Source organism: Streptomyces sp. NPDC005576 (genome assembly GCF_042871745.1).
Lineage (GTDB): Bacteria > Actinomycetota > Actinomycetes > Streptomycetales > Streptomycetaceae > Streptomyces.
Map to the genome: position 1 here is coordinate 1 of NZ_JBIAJC010000018.1, position 17,700 is coordinate 17,700.

Here is a 17,700-nt window from a genome sequence, read left to right on the forward strand (position 1 = left end):
ACGAATTCCGACCGTCACCCTCGCCGCATGAACAGGACCAAAACCCCCGAAACCGACAAAGCAGGCTTGACGAACGACATAGAGGCACCCCCCCGTAACCGGCCGGGCGACTCCCCCGAGAAGTCCACCGAACTGGCGTACCACTTGAGGATATTCAGGAACCGTGCCGCCGACAGGCCGCTCGGCGGGGGCGCCCTCGCATGTCTCTCGTGCGCCCCTCACGCGCCCCGCCGGAGGCGGCCCCTGCCACCGGCCACCCCCGGCGCAGGGCAGGTTCCGGAGCGGCTCGGACCGGCTCGCGCTCCTACGACGTGCCCAGCCGGGCCAGCCGCCGCAGCAGGGCGGACCGGCCGGTGCGCGGCACCGTCCACAGGGTCTGGCCCCGCACCCCCCAGTCGGCCAACAGGGCATTCGCGGCCATGAATCCGCTGGTGGCGGCCCGTTCCATCAGGGCGACCGGCAGTTCGGTACGGACCAGGTCGCCCGCGACCATCACGGCCGGCTCGGGCGTGCGTACGGCCGGACGGTCGCGGTAGCCGCCCACCGGGAAGTGCGGGCAGTCCGCCCGCCACTCGTGCCGGGAGTCCACCACCCGGACCCCCGCGGTCTCCGGGTAGACCCGGTGCAACTGGCGTACCGCTTCGGCCTGTACTTCCTCCCGGTCGGCGTCCGGCGCCACCGCGTACGCGTGCAGCTCCACCACCGAGCCGCCGGTGCGGCGGGACCAGCGCAGGGCCTCGCCCTCCCAGCGCTCCAGGACACTCACGTTGTCCAGCGGGCCGTACCCGCTGGTGCCGAGGAAGCCCGGGCGGTCCGCCGCCACGGGCCGCTCCAGCCAGAGCCGCGACACCAGGAACGGCGGTGCGGTGCGCAGCCGCGCCACCCTGCCGCGCCACCGCTTGTCGCCGAGCCCGGGGGAGGCCGCCACCAGGTGCCGCAGTCCGCCGGAGTCGAGCGCCAGCACCACCGCGTCCCGGTGGCGGGTGCGGCCGTCCGCCGTGACGTGGAGGCCGCCGTCCGGGGCGGGTGTCACGCTCTCCACCGTCGAGCCGGTCCGTACCCGCACCCCGTGCTTCTCCAGGTACCCGTGGAGCGGATCCCAGAGCGCCTGCGGGTACGGCTCCGCCGGTACGTCGAAGAGCAGCCCCTCGCTGGAGCCGAGGAAGTAGATGTGGAACATGAGGACGAGTTCCGCGGCGGAGAGGTCGCCGGGGTCGGCGAAGAAGCTCCGCGAGAACACCTCGAAGGCCAAGTGGTGCGCGGCCTCCGGGAAGCGCACCCGCGCCAGGAAGTCGCGGGCACTGACCGTGTCCAGCCGCTCGTACACCTCGGGGACGCGCACATCGAGCAGCGGCAGCGCCGCGCGCGGGTTCATCCGCAGCAGATCACGCGCCCCGAACGACGGGCTGAGGGCCACGAATCCCATCGCGCTGAGCGGAGGGGTACGCGGTACCCGCGCGAAGCTGTCGTACATCCCGTCGCTGTGCCGCAGCGGATAGTCCGGCACGGCGGTGAGCGACTCCAGCCCGGGATCGACCCGGCGGAGCAGCCCGCGCAGGTTGTAGTACTGGCGGAAGAAGGCGTGGAAGCCCCGGCTCATGGTGACCGAGGAGCCGTCCGCCAGCTCCGTCGACCACCCCGCGAGGCGCCCGCCGAGTGCCGACTCCCGTTCGTGGAGCGTGACCCGCACACCGCGCTCGGCCAGCAGGGTGGCCGCCGCGAGCCCGGCGATGCCGCCGCCGACCACCGCCACCGCAGGGGCCCCGCCGTCGAACCGCGCCCGGCCCTCCGGGGCCCGGAGCACCTCGGCCCGCCGGTCGCGGCCGTGCCGCCGGCCGTCCGGGACGCCGCTTCCCCGCCGCCTCACGCCGCGCCCCCGTCCGCCGGACGGCGCGGTGCCCGGGCGACGAAGGTGTGGGTGATACCGGTCTGCCAGCCGGGCAGCGGCAGTACCCGCACCCCCTCGAAACCGGCACGGCCGATCCGGTCGGCGAAGGCGGGAGCGGTGTCGAAGGCGAGCACGCTGCGCCAGAGATGACGGTAGAGCTCCCCGTCCCCGGCGGCCCGGCCCAGCGGCAGCACCACCGAGCGGCAGACCGAGTTCCACAGCACCCGGTGCGCCCTGCCCTGTGACAGGGCGTACTCGTGCACCGCCAAGCGCCCGCCGGGCAGCAGCAGTTCGCGTGTGACAGCCAGTGTGGCGTCCGGGTCGACGACGTTGCGGAAGAGGTAGGCGGCGAACACCGCGTCGAAACGGCCGTCGACCGATCCGCCTCCCCGGGCCGTCCTCGGGCCGCTCGCCAGCGCCTCCACCGGGGAGTGCACGAACCGGACGTGGGCGGGCCACTCCTTCGCGGCGGCCTGCGCGAGCATGCCCGCGGACGCGTCGACGGCCACGATCTCCGCGTACGGGGCGGCGGCCAGCAGCGCGGCGGTGGAGGCCCCCGTGCCGCACCCCAGGTCGAGCAACCGGAGGCCCGCCCCGCCGTGGGGCAGTCCGAGGCGGCGGGCGGAGCGCCGCAGATGGGCGTGGTAGCCGGGGTTGGCCGCCACGAGACGGTCGTAGGCGAGGGAGGCGTGGTCGAACGCGGAGGACAACTCGGCGTCGTGCAGCAGGGTCATGGGGTGGTCATTCCTCGTCGGAGAGGCCGGGCGGGCCGGGCGGGTGGGGGACGGCAGGGGCGGGGTCCGTCGGCATGAACCGGCGGGAACGGAAGGGCAGTTCGGCGAGGGTCCGGAGCATCGGGGCGACCGGGGTGCGGAGTCCGACGAGCAACTCCTCGCGCAGCGGGGCCGATCCGTCCAGGAAGCGGAGGAGCCGCGCGGGGGGCACCGAGCGGAAGAGCCCGGTGAAGAAGGCCGCGCCGTCCACCCGCCCGGCGTCCAGGGCCCGGAGCATGACCGCGTCCATGGCGAGTGACCGGGCACGGTAGGGGGGCGGCGTCCGCGGTGGCTTCCCCGCGCGCAGCGCCGTCGCCAGTGACCGGCTCTGACGCTGGACTCCGCTGAAGGTGTAGCCGGTGGAGGGCCGGGTCGCGCCGCCCGCCGTACCGACGCGGAAGACCGACCGTCCGGCGCGCGGCGGGAAACGCCCGTCGGTCATCGGGATGACGCCGTGCTCGGTGGCGGACACCCGGTAGGGCGACGCGCCGAGCACCTCGCCGAGATGGTGGTCCAACGCCTCGGCATAGGCGGCGGGTTCCAGCGGGGTGCGGGAGAACTCCGTGTACTCCACCAGTGCCGTGCGCGCGTCCAGCGGGAGCACGTAGGCGAAGGAGAGACCGTGGCGCGGCTGCGGGGTCCGGAAGTCCATGAGCGTGGCGGTGTCCGGGTCGAACACGGGCCGCTCGGTGTGTACGAACCAGCCGGTGAAGTGCTGGAGGAGCGTGGTCCGTGCGGCCGGCAGCCGGCCGGGCGGCCGCGAGTCGAAGACGTACCGCCCCCGTACGACGGTACGGCGGCCCCGGGCGTCCTCGCCGACCACCTCACCGCCGCCCCCGGCCGCGTCGCGCACCGCCCGCACGGTCAGTTCGGTGCGGGCGAAACCCGCTGCCGCGTCGAGCCGGCTCCCCACCAGCGCCGTGAACGCGTCGGACCGGAGCATCTTGTACCGGAGCGGCGACGGCACCGCCACCGTGGCCGAACCGTCGGCGGCCCGCACCCGGAGCCGCTGCCACGAAGCGGACAGCACCGCGTCGAACTCGCCGCCGGGCGGCTCCCAGAAACACCAGGTGCGCGGTGGCGGGCGGAGCGGACCGGGCGGGGCGTCGACCAGGACGACGGAGAGCGGAACCCGCGCGTCCGGTGCGCACAGCCGGTACGCCAGCGACAGGCCGGCTGCTCCGGCACCCACGATGACCACGTCGGCGTACGTCAAGGGGGAACGCTCTCTCCTGCGAAACGGGTGGACGGGTGGGCGGTTCCCATCCGCGAGGGTGTGGCGCACGGGAGGGGGCACGGGGCGCCGGTCACGGCGGTGCGGGCCGTCACCCGTGGTCGTACCGGTGCTGCCGTCGATACTTCCGCAGCGGGGGGCCGGCCGGACGCATCCGGCGCACGAGTGTCGCGCGTCGGACGCACGGAAGATCCTCCCGGCCGGGAACTCCGAAGACGCCACCTGGCCGCGCACGCCCCGTCAGCCGCCGATCTGGGCGGTGATGGCCTCCCACACCCCTTGCGGCGGCGGGAGGGGCAGGTCGGCCGCCGTCACCGCACGGGCGGCGGCCACCACGGCACCGAGCGCCTCGAACTCGGCGCGGCACTCCGCGCACCGGCGAAGGTGCTCCACCGCGGGGCCGTCACGCGCGGACCGGTGGCCGAGAGCCAGCTCCGTCAGGTCGTCCTCGTGGACATGGTGCGCCATGTGCACCTCCCTCAGGACCTGCTTCCCTCCGGAGCCACCGGCCGGACGCACCCGGCGACGGGATGCTCACCGATGCCGATGCCGATGCCGATGCCCGGCGCCGGACGCACCCGGGGGTGGTGCACCCGCGACCCGGGGCGGTGACGTCGCGTCAGGGCAGCTGCGAAGCGGCGGCGGTGAGCGAGCGGCGCATCCGCACCATTGCCCGGCGGGCGTGGCTCTTGACGGTCCCGAGGGGCAGACCGGTCCGTTCCGCGATCTGCACCTGGGTGAGGTCGTCGAAGAAGGCCATGCAGAGGATGTGACGCTGCACCGCCGGGAGTTTGCCCAGCTCGTGGACGACCAGCACCCGGTCGAGCACGGCCTCCGGCCCGGCCACCTCGGTGCCGCGCACCTGCTCCCGCGCGGCGGACGCCGCAGCCAGCTCGCCGCGCCGGGTGCGGGCGGCCAGGGCGTCGGCGATCTTGCGCCGGGTGATGCCGACCAGCCATCCGGGCAGCGGCCCCCGCTCGGGGCGGTAGCCGGCACGCCCTCGCCACGCGGCCAGGAACACCTGCTGGGTGACGTCCTCCGCCTCCCTGGCATCGCCGAGGGAGCGCGCCGCGAGCGTGTGCACCAACGTTCCCCACCGGTGGAAGATCCGGGCGAAGGACTCCGGGTCGCCCGTGAGGAGTCCGTCCGCCAGTTCTGCTGCGGCGCGGTCCTCGTCCTCGCTACGCTCCTGCGCGGGCGGGCGGACCAGGACCTCCGGTGCGCGATCCCCCACCGGTACGTCGACTGCGGTCATGGGTGTCCTCCTCCTCGAAAACCCGGGAAACCCGGAGTCCGGGCGGCAGGGGGTCCGTGAGGGCTCCGCCGCCGCCCGGCCAGGAACGCCAACGGCTCGCCGGAGCCGAGGTGTTCCATCGGCGCCAGACAACCCCGCTCCTCTCCGGCGCGGCAACATGCATCGTTTCTGCGTCGTATCGTGGGGGGATGGACGCATCGAGTCGAGGGCCGGCGGGGACGTCGAGCCCCGGGAGTACGGACGTACCGGCCACCCACACCCCCAACACCCCCCGCCCGGCGGGGTACGACGGGGGCCTGACCACCGGGGCCGTCGCACGGCTGCTGGGCGTGGCCCCCACCACCCTCCGCTCCTGGGAGCGCCGTTACGGCATCGGGCCGGCCGAGCGGGAAGGCGGCAGGCACCGCCGCTGGACCTCCGGCGACATCGAACTCCTCATGCGCATGTGCGACTTCACCAGCGCCGGGCTCCCACCGGCCGAGGCCGCCCGTGCCGCGCTCGCCGCCGCGCCGGGTGCGGGTGGTGCGGCCCCACTCCTCGCTGCCGGGACGCGGCCCGCCCCGGCCCGCCCGTCCACCGCTCCGGGCGCCCTCCCGGTCGGCCGCGGGCGCACCGAAGCCCGGGGACTCGCGCGGGCGGCGGTCCGTCTGGACGCCCGCGCGGTGGAGGACCTGCTCGCCCGCGCGCTCGACCGGCACGGGCTCGTGGCCGCCTGGGACGAGGTCATCATGCCGACCCTGAACGCCGTGGGGCGGCGGTGGGAGAGTTCCGGCGAGCGGTACGTGGAGGTGGAGCACCTTCTGTCCTGGCACGTCTCCACCGCGCTCCGGCGCGTCGCCGTCGGCCCGCCGCCCGCCCGCGGTGCCGCCGTCTCCCTGCTCGCCTGCGCGCCGGACGAGAACCACACGCTGCCGCTGGAGGCGCTCACCGCCGGTCTGACGCAACGCGGCCTGCCGGTGCGCATGTTCGGGGCGGCTCTGCCGATAGACGCTCTGGAGGAGGCCGCCCGGCGCACCGGTCCGGCCGGCATCGTCCTCTGGTCGCAGGGACGTTCGACGGCCAGTCGGCCCCTCGCCCAGCGGATCGCCTCCATCGAATGGGGGGTGCGCGGCGCCCGTACGGCTCCGGCCGTCGTGCTCGCCGGACCCGGCTGGGTGGGGAACCAGCCGGAGGGCGTGCTGCGTCCCACCGGCCTGGCCGAGGCGCTCGCCCTGCTGTCCGCGCTCGCCTCACGCTGAACCACGACCGGTCGGCGCCGCGCCGCGCCGGACACCGACCCCCGGGCGGTGGCCCGGGCATCGGCGCTGCATGATGGAGACGGCCGTGCACGGCGAAGGTTCGGCACGGCCGGCCGAACGACGACGGGACACACCATGCCGCTCAAGGGCGAGTACGAGCCCAGCCCCACCCAGTGGGTGCGTGACCAGGTCGAGTTGTACGAGAGTTCCGGTGGGACGCAGGGCACCACGTTGCGCGACATGCCCGTCGTCGTGCTCACCACCCTGGGCGCCCGCAGCGGGAAGATCCGCAAGTCCGCGCTGATGCGCGTCGAGCACGACGGCACCTACGCGGTGGTCGCCTCCCTGGGCGGGGCTCCGAAGCACCCGGTCTGGTACTACAACGTCGTCGCCGACCCCCGCGTCGAGCTCCAGGACGGCCCGGTCCGGCAGGACATGATCGCCCGCGAGGTGACCGGGGACGAGAAGGCGGTGTGGTGGGAGCGCGCGGTCGAGGCGTTTCCGGACTACGCGGACTACCAGAAGAAGACGGACCGGGTGATCCCCGTCTTCGTCCTGGAGCCCGCACCGGCCCCCCACTGACCCACGCGGCTGCCGAGCAGAAGGCGCGTACCACCCGCCCGAGGAACGGACGGCGGGTGGGCGCGGTCCCGGTGCCGGGCTTGGCGGGAGTCCGCAGGTGCACGGTGCAGGTGTCGCCCGGCACCGCGCCGTGCCGCGCCCTGTCCGCCGGCTGGCTACTGTCTACTGCGAGGGCTTCGTCACGGCCGGGTGAAGGTCATGTGGGTGACGCCGCCGGGGGTGGTCACCGACTCGACCCGGAAGCGCTTCTCGACGCCTTCGAGCCCCTCCCACAGGCGCTCGCCGCGGCCCAGGACGATCGGGACGACGGCGATGTGGAGATGATCGACGAGGTCCTCGGCGAGGAACTCGCGGACCGTGGTCGGCCCGCCGCCGATCCTCACGTCCAGGTCGCCCGCGGCGTCACGCGCCTGACGGAGTGCTTCCTGCGGGGTGGCGTCGATGAAGTGGAACGTGGTGCCGCCCTGCATCTCCACCGAGGGGCGGGGGTGGTGGGTCAGGACGAACACCGGGGTGTGGAAAGGGGGGTTGGGCCCCCACCAGCCGGTCCAGTCGTCGTTCTCCCACGGCCCGCGCTGGGGACCGAACTTGTTGCGGCCCATGATCTCCGCTCCGATGCCGGCATCCCAGGTGCCCGCGACGGCGTCATCGACCCCACGACTCCCGTCCGGTTTGCCCTGCATCTGCTGGAAGGTGTTGGTCGGGAAGAACCACTCGTGGAGCCGCGCGTCGGCGTGGCCGAACGGGGCGTCGAGACTCTGCCCCTCGCCGGTGGCGAATCCGTCGATGGAGACGGAGAAGTTGTGGACCCTCACGCGGGACATTGCACGGACTCCTGTGCTCGAAGCGATGTGATGGCGAGATGCGATCACCAGCCGTGGGGGAGTCTGGACCGGGTGAAGGCGGAGTGCAATCACCGGAGGCGGGCAGGGGGGACGAACCCCCGTCCGGGTGCCGCCGCGTCCGCGTCGCCGGAGTCCCGGACGCCGTGAGGCGCCGCCCCGCCGGAGCGGGACGGCGCCTCACGGCCGTACTGGCGCGCTGCTTCGCAACACGCCCGGGTGGGCTCAGACGGTCTGCGGCTCGGCGGTGGCCGCCTTCGCCAGCTCGGCGAGGACGGCGGTCAGCTGCTGCGCGACCTCTTCGTCGTCGGCCGGGTGCGTCTCGGCGAAGCGCACGACGGAGCCGGGTACGGAGAGCTTGACCTCTTCCAGCACGGAACCACCGGCGATGCCGACGGCCTTGCGGGCGTCGTCCTGGGCCCACACGCCACCGAACTGGCCGTAGGCGGTGCCGACGACGGCGACCGGCTTGCCGGTGAAGGAGCCGGCGCCGAACGGGCGGGAGTACCAGTCGATCGCGTTCTTGAGGACGGCCGGGATGGTGCCGTTGTACTCGGGGGAGAAGAGGAGGAAGGCGTCCGCGCTGTTGGCGACCTCACGGAGCTTCGCGGCGACGGCCGGAACGCTGCCCTCGACGTCGAGGTCCTCGTTGTAGAAGGGCAGGTCGGCGATCTCGTCCTGGATCACGATCTCCACGCCCTCGGGGGCGAGCTTCACAGCGGCCTCGGCCAGCTGACGGTTGTGGGAACCGGAGCGGAGGCTTCCGACGAGGGCGACGATGCGAGTGGACATGGGGGTCTCCTGTGAAAAAAGGCGCCGGGCTGGGCGGAGGGAGTAAAGCGGACCGTGGTCCGGTCATGGGTATAGCACGCGAAGCGGACCGGGGTCCACTTAGTCCGGGTGGAGTTACGCTTGTGCGATGACCGCGCAGACCGGATCCGAAGAGGCACCCTCCGCCCGCCCTGTCACGCTGCTGCCCCTGGCCGGTCATGAGCCCCAGGAACGCGCCGACGCCGCCCGCAACCGCATCCGCCTGCTGGAAGCCGCATCACGGCTGGTCCGCGAGGTGGGGGCCGACCACGTCACCATGGAAGCCGTCGCCGCAGCGGCCCAGGTGGGCAAGGGAACCGTCTTCCGCCGCTTCGGCGACCGGGTCGGCCTCATGAACGCGCTCATCGACCACGCGGAGAAGGAATTCCAGAACGCGGTCATCTGCGGACCGCCCCCACTGGGCCCCGGCGCGCCCCCACTGGAGCGGCTGCACGCCTTCGGCGTCCACACGATCCGCCACATGATGAAGTACGTCGATCTGTACGTGGAGGCGGACAACTGCCCGACCCGCCGCTATAGTGCGCCCGCCCGCACGGTGCGGGCCACCCACATCGCCGACCTGCTCCGGCGGGCCGGTGCGACCGGCGACGTGGAACTGCTGACCCAGGTGCTGCTCGCCTACCTGGACCCCTCGTTCCTCAACTTCCACCGCAACGGCCGATGTTTTCCGGCCGAGCGCGTCGAGGACGGCTGGAAGGATCTCGTGGCCCGGCTCACGCACCGCTGCTGACCGCCGGAGGTGGCCGGTGCGCCCCGCCCGTGAGGGCGCACGGCCCGTGCCCCGGCTTCAGAACAGGGTGATGAGCGCGCTGATCTTCTTGCCGCGCGCCTGCCTGGTGATGGTGACCCACGTCGAGAGCCGCCGCACCAGCGGCCACCCGTAGCCGCCGACCCGCACGGTGTCGGCCGTCGGCGCCACGGTCCGCGGCTCGTCCGGGCTCGCGTCCGCGACTTCCAGCACCAGCCCCTCACCGCTGAGCCGCGCGCTGAAGCCGGTGAGTCCGCCCCCATGGCGGATGGCGTTCGTGACGAGCTCCGAAGTGACCAGCATCGCGTCGGAGATGACCACGTCGTCCCGGTCCATGCCCCCCAGCGTGCAGAACTGCTCGTCCAGCAACTCGCGCACGATGGCGCGCGCGGCGGCGGCGTCGCCGGGCAGGAGTACCCCCGTGCCGACGGGTCCGCAGTCTTCGCGGCCCACCGGATGTTCCCTGCTCACGTACTCCTCCGCCCCCTGTGACACGACACCGTCGGAGCGACGGGCCGTGCGTGTCGTGCCGGCTTCAGCATGCGGCCGCCTCTTCCACGCTCGCGGTCATGGCGAAGGCGGCCGCCGTACCGGTGACGTCGAACAAGCGGCGTACGGGGGTGCTGAAAGGGCCCGCGAGTACCAGTTCCACGCCGGCGTCCTCATGGCGTTCACGCGCGTCGAGCAGGGTGTGCAGCACTGCGGAGTCCGCGAATTCCGTCTCCGACAGGTCCACCACAGTACGTTCTTTCCCCTCGTGCAGCGCATTCCCGAGGGCCTCCGCCAACTCGGGCGCTCCGGAATTCTCGTCGGCCTCGCCCCGTACTCGGACAAGGGTGAATCCTTCCGCACGGACCAGGAACGCCGTTCCCCTGGCCGGTCTCTTCCGTTCGGTCATTTCACTGATGGCGTTTCACCCCGGAGGCGTATGAATGGCGGACACAGAATGCCGTGCCGGACCCGCGGCGGTCGTCTCCACGCGGGCACCGGACGGGTGTGCCCGGCCTCACGGCGTCAGGATCCCGGCGTAATAAGCGCCGAGGCGCGTCAAATAGGCCGGATCGTTGGTGTCCTGGTCGCGGTCGAACCGGGGAGCCCCCTTCACCTGCTCCTTCGTGCAGAGCAGGGTGATCACCCGGCGTTCGGCATCCACCCCCGCGACCATACCCATGGGAATGGCGGTACTGCGACCGAATTTCCACAGACCGGTGTCGACGACGAGATGGTCGAATTCCGGGACGAGGGAACGCCGGTCCACCGTTCCGAGGGTGTCGTCGGAAGCCTCCACCGAGAACTCGGTCGGATCCGCCCCGGCCAGCGCGGCCAGAGCCAGGGGGCCGCACCAGACATCTCTCATGTTCTCGCCTTTCCTCTGCACGCGGTGACGCGTGGGTCTCCATGACCGCCTTCCCCGCGTGCCGAAACTCACACAGGAAAGAGCCCCGCGCGCGAGGAGGCACCCGTCACATCACCGCGCCGGGGCGCCGGAGGCCGTGACGGGTTGCCAGGAGCCCCTCCGGTGGAGGAGTGTTGCCGGGGGGCAATGATTCTGTCGTCGAGTTGATGAGGTGAGGGGTTCGCGCAGCGGGCCTTCTTCGTTTGGTGACTTCCGCACACCGGGTGCCTGCCGCCCGAGCGAGCGTTTCGGCCGAACCGGCCTGGACCACCGCTCCCTGTCCCGCCCTGGTGGTGGGAGCGAGGGGTGCCGTCGAGCTGGCCAACGACGCCGCGGCCGCCCTCTTCCCCGAGGCCCGTCCCGGGACACCGCTGACGGACGCCGTCCCCTCCTGGCTGGCGGACGCGCACCTCGTCCGGCGGGCGGGGGAGGACCCTGCCCCGGCTGCCGGCCCCGTCGGCGACCGGAGCTTCGAGGCGCACCCGGCCGGTCAGGAGGACGGCGGTGTGGTGTGGTGGCTGGTGGACGACACCGACCGGCGGCGCGCCACCGAGGCGCTGCGCGGGGAACGCGAGCGCACCGCCTTCCTGACCGAGGCGTCCAACCGGTTGCTGTCCTCGCTCAACCTCGACAAGTGCGTCGAAGTGACCGCACAGCTGGCCGCCGCGCACCTTGCGGACGCCGCTCTGGTGGTCGCGCCGTCCTCCGGTGGCACGTTGATCGCCCGGTGCGCCGGGGACGGCACCCCGACGCTCACCTGGGAACGCGTCGACCCCGAAGCGGTACCCGGCCTCGCCGAGGCGCTCCAGGGGTTCCCGCCGGTGCCGTCGCGGTGGATGGACCCGGCGCTCGCCCCGTCCTGGGTGGTGCCGCAGGACATGGGCGACGTGGGCTCCATCGTGGTCACCCCGCTGCCCGGCCACGGCATCCCGGCAGGTGCGCTCATCCTGCTCCGCCGGGGCGAGAACCACGCGTTCAGCCGGAACGAGGAGACCTTCGCCCGGCTGTTCGCCACCCGGGCGGGCGCGGCGATGTCCGCCGCGCGCCTGTACGCGGAACAGGCATCGATCACCGAGACGCTGATGCGCGAACTCCTGCCCCCGGCCCTCCACCAGGTCTCCGGAGTGGAGTTCGCCGGCGGATACCGCGCCTCGCACGACACCGAAAGGGTGGGCGGCGACTTCTACGACGTGCACCCCGCGGCGGTCGAGGGCGGCCCCTCCCTCGCGGTGCTCGGAGACGTGTGCGGCAAGGGCCTGAACGCCGCCGTACTGACCGGGAAGATCCGCAACACCCTGCACGCGCTGCTGCCGATGGCCGACGACCACCAGCGGATGATCGACCTCCTCAACGGCGCGCTCCTCAACTCCCATCACGCCCGGTTCGCCACCCTCGTGCTCGCCTCGGCGGTCCGGGAGTCCGCCTCGGTCCGGCTGCGGCTGACCAGCGCCGGGCACGCCTCTCCGCTGATCGTCCGCGCGGACGGCGAGGTCCAGGAGGCCGCCACCCGGGGCACCCTGGTGGGCGCGCTCCCGGAGGCCAGGGCCGAGACGGTGGAAGCGGTTCTCGCACCGGGGGAGAGCTGCGTGCTCTTCACCGACGGAATCACCGAGGCGCGGGGCGGACCCCTCGGGGACACTCTCTTCGGCGAGAACCGGCTGAGGGAAGCGCTGTCCCGCTGCGGCGGGATGCCCGCCAAAGCCATCGTCGAGCACATCCAGATGCTCGCGTCGCAGTGGGTGGGCGCCGGACGCCACGACGACATGGCCGTCGTGGTCATCGCGGCCCCGCGCACCCACCACCTCAGCGCGGTGGACGGTCACACCCGGGGCAGGTTCACCGCATGAGCGGCCAGATCCTGCGGGCGCCGGACCACCCACTGTCACGACTCCGGGACGGACTGTGGGACGCCGTCCTGGAAGGGGACGAGCACACGGCCACCGGACTCGTACTGGACGCCCTCCACGACGGAGCGGACGCCGAGAGCGTGCTGCTGGACGTCATCGCGCCCGTGCAGGGCCGCGTCGGCGTGGAGTGGGCCGCCAACCGCATCACCGTCGCCCAGGAGCACGCGGCCACCGCGATCAACGAGCGGGTCGTAGGCGCCGTCTCCGGCAGCCCCGCGGCCCTCGCCGTCCGTACGGCCGGGCCCTCCGGGCCGTCCGGCAGGGTCACCGTCGCCTGCGTCGACGGCGAGTGGCACGCCCTGCCGGCCCGCATCCTCGCCGAGGTGCTGACCCTGCGCGGCCGACGGGTCGACTACCTCGGCGCCCAGGTCCCCACCGCACACCTGATCGCCCACCTGCACCGGACCGGCGCCGGGGCCGTGGCCCTGTCCGCCTCCCTCGCCACCCGGCTGCCCGCCGCCCACGCCGCGATCACCGCCTGCCAGGCGACCGGTACCCCGGTCCTCGTCGGCGGTGCGGCGTTCGGCGCGGACGGGCGGTACGCGCGCCTGCTCGGCGCGGACGCCTGGGCCCCGGACGCCCGCGCCGCCGCCGCTCTCCTGGCGGCCGGTGCCGGCTCCCGCACCCCACGCGTCCACCAGCCCATCGACGATCTGCCCCACCTCGGCGACCAGGAGTACACCCTGGTGGTGCGGAGCAGGACGCAGCTGGTGAAGGCGGTCCTCGCGGGGCTCGACGAGCGATTCCCCCCGGCACGCGACTACTCCGAGGCCCAGCGCGACCGGACGGCCGAGGACGTGGCGCACATCGTCGACTTCCTCGCCGCCGCTCTCTACACGGACGACGCGGAGCTCTTCACCGGCTTCCTCGACTGGACCGGGGGCATCCTGACCGCCCGCGGCGTCCCCGCGCTCTCCCTCCTGCCGGCACTGGAGGTACTGGGCGAAGAGCTCAGGGACTTCCCCCGTGCCACCCGCCACCTCCGCCTCGCGGCCGGCCTGTCCCGCACTCCTCCCCGTCCGCACGACCCCTTCGGGAAGCACGCATGACGACCTCACCCTCCGACGAATTCCGGCTCAGCACGCGGTACGACGCCCCAGGCGTGGTCCGGGTGGAGATGCGCGGAGATCTCGACCACACCAACGCCGACGCGCTGCTCGGCACCGTCGCGGAGCAGCTGGCCGGGCACCCGGGCGCGCGCGGTACGCCCGGGCACCCGGGCGTAAGCGAACTCCGTCTCGACTGTGCCCCGCTGGGTACCGTCGACTCCTCGGGTCTCGCCGCGCTGATCATGATCCGCAGACGGACGGACGCGGCGGGCGTCGGCCTGAGACTGGAGGGGCGCGGAGCCGCGCTCCAACGGATGCTGGAGGTCACCGGTACGCTGGATTACCTCACCACGACCCCCATGGATGCGGAGCGGACCCCGGGACACCCCGCGCGGACCGGCTCGGAGCCCGCGCACGAGGATCCCTCGGCCATCGATGGCGTACAGAACCGCTCGGCCCGTTCCACCGGCCCGGACGGCACCGCCTGACGCACGCCGTGCGTCCAGCCCGCCCCCGGACACCGGGAACAGAGGGGAAGCGCCATGCCGCTCGACATCGAGATCACGCCCCTGGTGTCCGAGGAAGTGGCTACCGCGGCGGGTGACGTCGTGGAGCTGCTCGACGTGCTCTGGGAGCGGACCCGCGACCGGGGGTGGGCGGCGCCGGCGTCCCTGGCGCAGCTGCGACTGATGTACGCCGTCGACCGCGAGGACGGCATCAGGATGCGGGCGCTCGGAGCCGCACTGAACGTGTCGGCGCCCTCGCTCAGCCGGCTGTGCGACCGGCTCCAGTCCGTGGGGTTCGTGGAGCGGCAGCGCAGCCCGGACAGCGGGCGCGAGGTGACGCTGCGCCTGACCGCCGAAGGACACGCGCACCTCGCCGAGGTGCGCAGGAAGCGTGGAGAGGTCCTCACCGGGGCGATCGACAGCATGCCCGCCGGCCAGCGCGCGGAGCTGGCGCAGGGACTCACAGGCCTGCGGACCGCTCTCGGCGGTGTCCTGGTGGCCCCGCCGGTCCTCGTCGCCCCTGTCGTTCCCAGCCCTGTGGTCTGAACGGCGAACCGGCGCGCAGGAACGGCTGGTGACGGACCGTCAGCCGTTCTGGTGTTCGGGAGTGCCCCCGGCGGTGCCCACGAGGACGAAGTGGTCCAACGTCCCGGTCACGGCGAACAGCCGCCGCACCTGCGGGCGCAGCGGCCCCGCCAGGATGAACGCCCGGCCCCGGAGCCGGTGTTCGTGTTCCGCCAGCAGCAGTTCGTTGAGCAGTCCGCTGTCCCCGAAGGTGACACCGGAGAGATCGACCACCGTGGCGGGCAGGCCGGCCTCCTCCGCCTCCTGCCATGCGGCGGAGAGCAGGTCCCGCTCCGCCTGGTCGACCGCGCCGGTGACGCCGATCACGAACACGTCCGGCTGTCTCGTCACCCGCACGGTGGCACTTTCGTCGTCCCAGGTCATGGCCCCATTTTCGCAGCAGGGGAGGGCCGCCCGGACGACGCCCCCCGATACGCCGGTGGCCGGCCCGCCGGAAGCACTCCGACGGACCGGCCGACCGACGACCGGGGGCCGCTGCTGTCAGCTCACGGCGCCCAGGGCGTGTCCACCGACCACGTGGTGTCCTCGGTGAAGGAGGCCGGGTTGTCCCACGTGTTACCACCACCCGGAGTGGCCAGCCACACCTCGGAGTTGATGTGGCGCATGAAGCTGCCGGGCAGGTTGACGCTCGACAGACGCACCCCGCCGGTCCCCGCGCTCGCGCACCAGGTGGCGTCCGCCTTGAAGAGCGCCGAGCCGTCGCTCGCGTCCCGGCGAACCCGGAAGTTCTGGTGCCGCAGGTACTCGCCGGGGTAGTTGCGCGACTCGAAGGAGTAGCAGTTGCCGTTCGCCAGCCCGGCGACGATCTTCCACGTGGCGTCGCTCTTCAGCAGCGCGGTGCTGCCGGCGTCGACGACCGCCGTGTACGCGAGCCCCTCGGAGTGGCGCAGGTACTTCGTGGTGTAACCGGGGGTGGTGACCCGCAGCGACTTGTACTGCCCGGTGGGCAGCGTCACCGCCGTCGTCCCCGCCTTCGAGGCCGCGATGAGCGCCTGGTTGGCGGCCTTCACACGCGCGGCGTCCACCTTCACCACCTGACGGTCGTAGGTGAGGAGGCCGTTGGCCTCGTTCTCCACGTCGGTGATCTCCGTGTACACCGAGGCCGACAGCCCGGCAGGCAGCTGACCGACCCGGATACTGTCGATCAGCCCCACGAAGCGGTTGTTGAGGGCCGAGAGGCTCGCCTGGTCCTCGTAGCTGAAGCCACCGCCCGGGTACCACTCGTGGCCCGCCACCTTGTAGCCCAGCCCGCCGAACTCGCCGAGCACGGCGGCCCGCGTCGAGGAGGGCGCGGTGTTGCCGGGGCCGACGTAGTTGTGGTTGTCGACGACGTCGCCGTTGCCGCCGTCCACGGCGCCGCAGCAGTTGACCCCGCTCATGTTGTCGACCAGCCGGGACGGATCGTACGCCTTGACCTCGTTGGCGATCCTGGCCTGGTCGTACTGTCCCCAGCCCTCGTTCTCGTTCACCCAGAGCACCAGCGACGGCGAACTGCGGTGCTGGTCGATGATCGCGTGGTACTCCGCCTCCCACTGGGTCCGCGCCGCGCTGTCCGGCGACTTGCCGGTGTCCATCGCGGGCATGTCCTGCCAGACGAGGAGCCCCAGCTTGTCCGCCCAGTAGAACCAGCGCTGCGGCTCGACCTTGATGTGTTTGCGGACCATGTTGAACCCGAGGTCCTTGTGCGCCTGCAGGTCGGACTTGAGGGCCGCGTCGGTCGGCGCGGTGTAGATGCCGTCCGGCCAGTAGCCCTGGTCCAGCGTGCCGGTCTGGAAGACGAACTTTCCGTTGAGGACCGGGCGCAGGATGTTGTCCACCTTGGCGAGCCCGATCGACCGCATTCCGGTGTAGCCACCCACCGTGTCGGTGACCGCCGTACCGTCGAGCAGCTCCGCCCTCACGTCGTACAGGAACGGGTCCTCGGGGGTCCACAGGTGCGCGTTGGGCACCGGTACCGAGATCTCCGCACCCACGGTGCCCGTCGCCGTGCCCACCGTCGTACCGCCGGTGGAGACGGTCACCCGGGCGCTGCGGCCGGTGGCGCCCGCCGCCTGCACCTTGACCCGCAGGGTGCTGTCACCCAGGTTCGGGGTCATGTCCAGCCGGGTGACGTGCGCGGCGGCCACCGGCTCCAGCCAGACGGTCTGCCAGATGCCGGAGGCGGCGGTGTAGAAGATCCCGCCGCCCGAGTGCGGCGCCACGTCGTTGATCCGCTGCTTGCCGACGGCCTGGCCGCCGGTCTGCGTCGGGTCGTAGACCGACACCACCACGGTGTTCGTGCCGCCGTTCAGCTGCGGGGTGATGTCGTACGAGAACGCGTCGTACCCGCCCTTGTGCGCGCCCACCTGGGTGCCGTTGACCCAGACCGTGGTCTGCCAGTCGGACGCGCCGAAGTTGAGCTGCACCCGCCGGCCGCTCCAGTTCGACGGAACGGTGAACGTCCGCTTGTACCAGAGCTTGTCGTTCTGGGTGATCTTGCGCTGGATGCCGGAGAGCGCGGACTCCGCCACGAAGGGCACCCGGATCTGCTCGGTGAAGGACGCGGGCTGACCGGCGTCCTTGCCGGTCACCGCGAAGTCCCAGATCCCGTTGAGGTTCGCCCAGTCCGGACGGGTGAGCTGCGGGCGGGGGTACTCGGGCAACGGCTGGTCGACGGAGACCTGGTTGGTCCACGGCGTCGTCATGGGCGCCGTCTTCGGCGACCAGGCGGTGGTCGCCGCGGCGGCCGGAGCCGTACCGGCCCCGACGAGCGCGCCGGCCATCAGCGCCAGCAGGCCGGTGCCTGCCGTGAGCCGTCGCCACCAGGTTCTGCGGCGCGGTGCAGGTGCGGACTTCATCCTGAGACCTCCTTCACGTGGGGACCCCG

General features: G+C 72.8%; 19 protein-coding genes. 7 read left to right on the top strand and 12 right to left on the bottom strand.

Annotated elements, in window-relative coordinates:
• Positions 1 to 304: 304 nt before the first annotated feature.
• The 5 genes from ACFYPN_RS27895 to ACFYPN_RS27915 all read right to left on the bottom strand — a co-directional run bounded on the left by ACFYPN_RS27895 (position 305) and on the right by ACFYPN_RS27915 (position 5,150).
• Positions 305 to 1,867 (bottom strand): FAD-dependent oxidoreductase, encoded by a 1,563-nt coding sequence (locus ACFYPN_RS27895; protein ID WP_389301959.1) that lies wholly within the window; start codon positions 1,865 to 1,867, stop codon positions 305 to 307.
• On the bottom strand, positions 1,864 to 2,622 hold the full coding sequence (locus ACFYPN_RS27900; RefSeq protein ID WP_389301961.1) for a methyltransferase: 759 nt from the start codon (positions 2,620 to 2,622) through the stop codon (positions 1,864 to 1,866). Before ACFYPN_RS27900 ends, ACFYPN_RS27895 begins: the two co-directional genes overlap by 4 nt.
• Positions 2,623 to 2,629: 7 nt before the next feature.
• Entirely contained in the window at positions 2,630 to 3,877 is a 1,248-nt protein-coding gene (locus ACFYPN_RS27905) for a lycopene cyclase family protein (RefSeq protein WP_389301964.1), read from the bottom strand.
• A 258-nt stretch (positions 3,878 to 4,135) separates the two neighbouring features.
• Positions 4,136 to 4,363 (bottom strand): hypothetical protein, encoded by a 228-nt coding sequence (locus ACFYPN_RS27910; protein ID WP_358760574.1) that lies wholly within the window; start codon positions 4,361 to 4,363, stop codon positions 4,136 to 4,138.
• Between the two features lie 151 nt (positions 4,364 to 4,514).
• Positions 4,515 to 5,150 (bottom strand): sigma-70 family RNA polymerase sigma factor, encoded by a 636-nt coding sequence (locus tag ACFYPN_RS27915; RefSeq protein WP_389301967.1) that lies wholly within the window; start codon positions 5,148 to 5,150, stop codon positions 4,515 to 4,517.
• A gap of 188 nt (positions 5,151 to 5,338) precedes the next feature.
• Here ACFYPN_RS27915 and ACFYPN_RS27920 point away from each other — a divergent pair, with 188 nt between their 5' ends.
• On the top strand, positions 5,339 to 6,388 hold the full coding sequence (locus ACFYPN_RS27920; RefSeq protein WP_389301969.1) for a B12-binding domain-containing protein: 1,050 nt from the start codon (positions 5,339 to 5,341) through the stop codon (positions 6,386 to 6,388).
• Positions 6,389 to 6,523: 135 nt separating this feature from the next.
• Positions 6,524 to 6,970 (top strand): nitroreductase family deazaflavin-dependent oxidoreductase, encoded by a 447-nt coding sequence (locus ACFYPN_RS27925; protein WP_389301972.1) that lies wholly within the window; start codon positions 6,524 to 6,526, stop codon positions 6,968 to 6,970.
• A 179-nt stretch (positions 6,971 to 7,149) separates the two neighbouring features.
• Here the strand turns inward: ACFYPN_RS27925 and ACFYPN_RS27930 are convergent, their stop codons facing one another.
• Together ACFYPN_RS27930 and ACFYPN_RS27935 are read right to left on the bottom strand one after the other, a co-directional pair.
• Positions 7,150 to 7,794, bottom strand: coding sequence for a dihydrofolate reductase family protein (locus ACFYPN_RS27930; RefSeq protein WP_358760570.1), 645 nt, complete (start codon positions 7,792 to 7,794; stop codon positions 7,150 to 7,152).
• A gap of 243 nt (positions 7,795 to 8,037) precedes the next feature.
• Entirely contained in the window at positions 8,038 to 8,604 is a 567-nt protein-coding gene (locus ACFYPN_RS27935) for an NADPH-dependent FMN reductase (RefSeq protein ID WP_358760569.1), read from the bottom strand.
• 127 nt (positions 8,605 to 8,731) lie between these two features.
• Here ACFYPN_RS27935 and ACFYPN_RS27940 point away from each other — a divergent pair, with 127 nt between their 5' ends.
• The gene (locus ACFYPN_RS27940; RefSeq protein WP_358760568.1) at positions 8,732 to 9,373 is read left to right on the top strand and encodes a helix-turn-helix domain-containing protein; all 642 of its coding nucleotides are present in this window, start codon (positions 8,732 to 8,734) and stop codon (positions 9,371 to 9,373) included.
• Positions 9,374 to 9,430: 57 nt separating this feature from the next.
• Here the strand turns inward: ACFYPN_RS27940 and ACFYPN_RS27945 are convergent, their stop codons facing one another.
• The 3 genes from ACFYPN_RS27945 to ACFYPN_RS27955 form a co-directional block, all read right to left on the bottom strand.
• Positions 9,431 to 9,862, bottom strand: coding sequence for an ATP-binding protein (locus ACFYPN_RS27945; RefSeq protein ID WP_358760567.1), 432 nt, complete (start codon positions 9,860 to 9,862; stop codon positions 9,431 to 9,433).
• Positions 9,863 to 9,926: 64 nt separating this feature from the next.
• Entirely contained in the window at positions 9,927 to 10,289 is a 363-nt protein-coding gene (locus ACFYPN_RS27950; protein ID WP_389301976.1) for an STAS domain-containing protein, read from the bottom strand.
• 108 nt (positions 10,290 to 10,397) lie between these two features.
• Positions 10,398 to 10,748: a PRC-barrel domain containing protein gene (locus ACFYPN_RS27955; protein WP_389301978.1), complete on the bottom strand. Its 351-nt coding sequence runs from the start codon at positions 10,746 to 10,748 to the stop codon at positions 10,398 to 10,400.
• Between the two features lie 263 nt (positions 10,749 to 11,011).
• On the opposite strand from ACFYPN_RS27955, the gene ACFYPN_RS27960 reads away from it, so the two are divergent.
• The 4 genes from ACFYPN_RS27960 to ACFYPN_RS27975 are packed head-to-tail and all read left to right on the top strand — an operon-like array spanning position 11,012 to position 14,795.
• On the top strand, positions 11,012 to 12,634 hold the full coding sequence (locus ACFYPN_RS27960; RefSeq protein WP_389301980.1) for a PP2C family protein-serine/threonine phosphatase: 1,623 nt from the start codon (positions 11,012 to 11,014) through the stop codon (positions 12,632 to 12,634).
• Positions 12,631 to 13,743, top strand: coding sequence for a B12-binding domain-containing protein (locus ACFYPN_RS27965; protein ID WP_389301983.1), 1,113 nt, complete (start codon positions 12,631 to 12,633; stop codon positions 13,741 to 13,743). The genes ACFYPN_RS27960 and ACFYPN_RS27965 overlap by 4 nt, the downstream gene beginning before the upstream one ends.
• Positions 13,740 to 14,231, top strand: coding sequence for an STAS domain-containing protein (locus ACFYPN_RS27970; protein ID WP_389301986.1), 492 nt, complete (start codon positions 13,740 to 13,742; stop codon positions 14,229 to 14,231). Before ACFYPN_RS27965 ends, ACFYPN_RS27970 begins: the two co-directional genes overlap by 4 nt.
• Before the next feature lie 54 nt (positions 14,232 to 14,285).
• Positions 14,286 to 14,795 (top strand): MarR family transcriptional regulator, encoded by a 510-nt coding sequence (locus ACFYPN_RS27975; RefSeq protein WP_358760562.1) that lies wholly within the window; start codon positions 14,286 to 14,288, stop codon positions 14,793 to 14,795.
• 39 nt (positions 14,796 to 14,834) lie between these two features.
• On the opposite strand, the gene ACFYPN_RS27980 is transcribed toward ACFYPN_RS27975, so the two are convergent.
• Both ACFYPN_RS27980 and ACFYPN_RS27985 read right to left on the bottom strand, forming a co-directional pair.
• Entirely contained in the window at positions 14,835 to 15,197 is a 363-nt protein-coding gene (locus ACFYPN_RS27980; protein ID WP_358760561.1) for an STAS domain-containing protein, read from the bottom strand.
• A gap of 122 nt (positions 15,198 to 15,319) precedes the next feature.
• A complete protein-coding gene (locus ACFYPN_RS27985) occupies positions 15,320 to 17,671 on the bottom strand; it encodes an AbfB domain-containing protein (RefSeq protein WP_389301990.1) in 2,352 nt (783 codons plus the stop codon).
• Between the last annotated feature and the right edge of the window lie 29 nt (positions 17,672 to 17,700).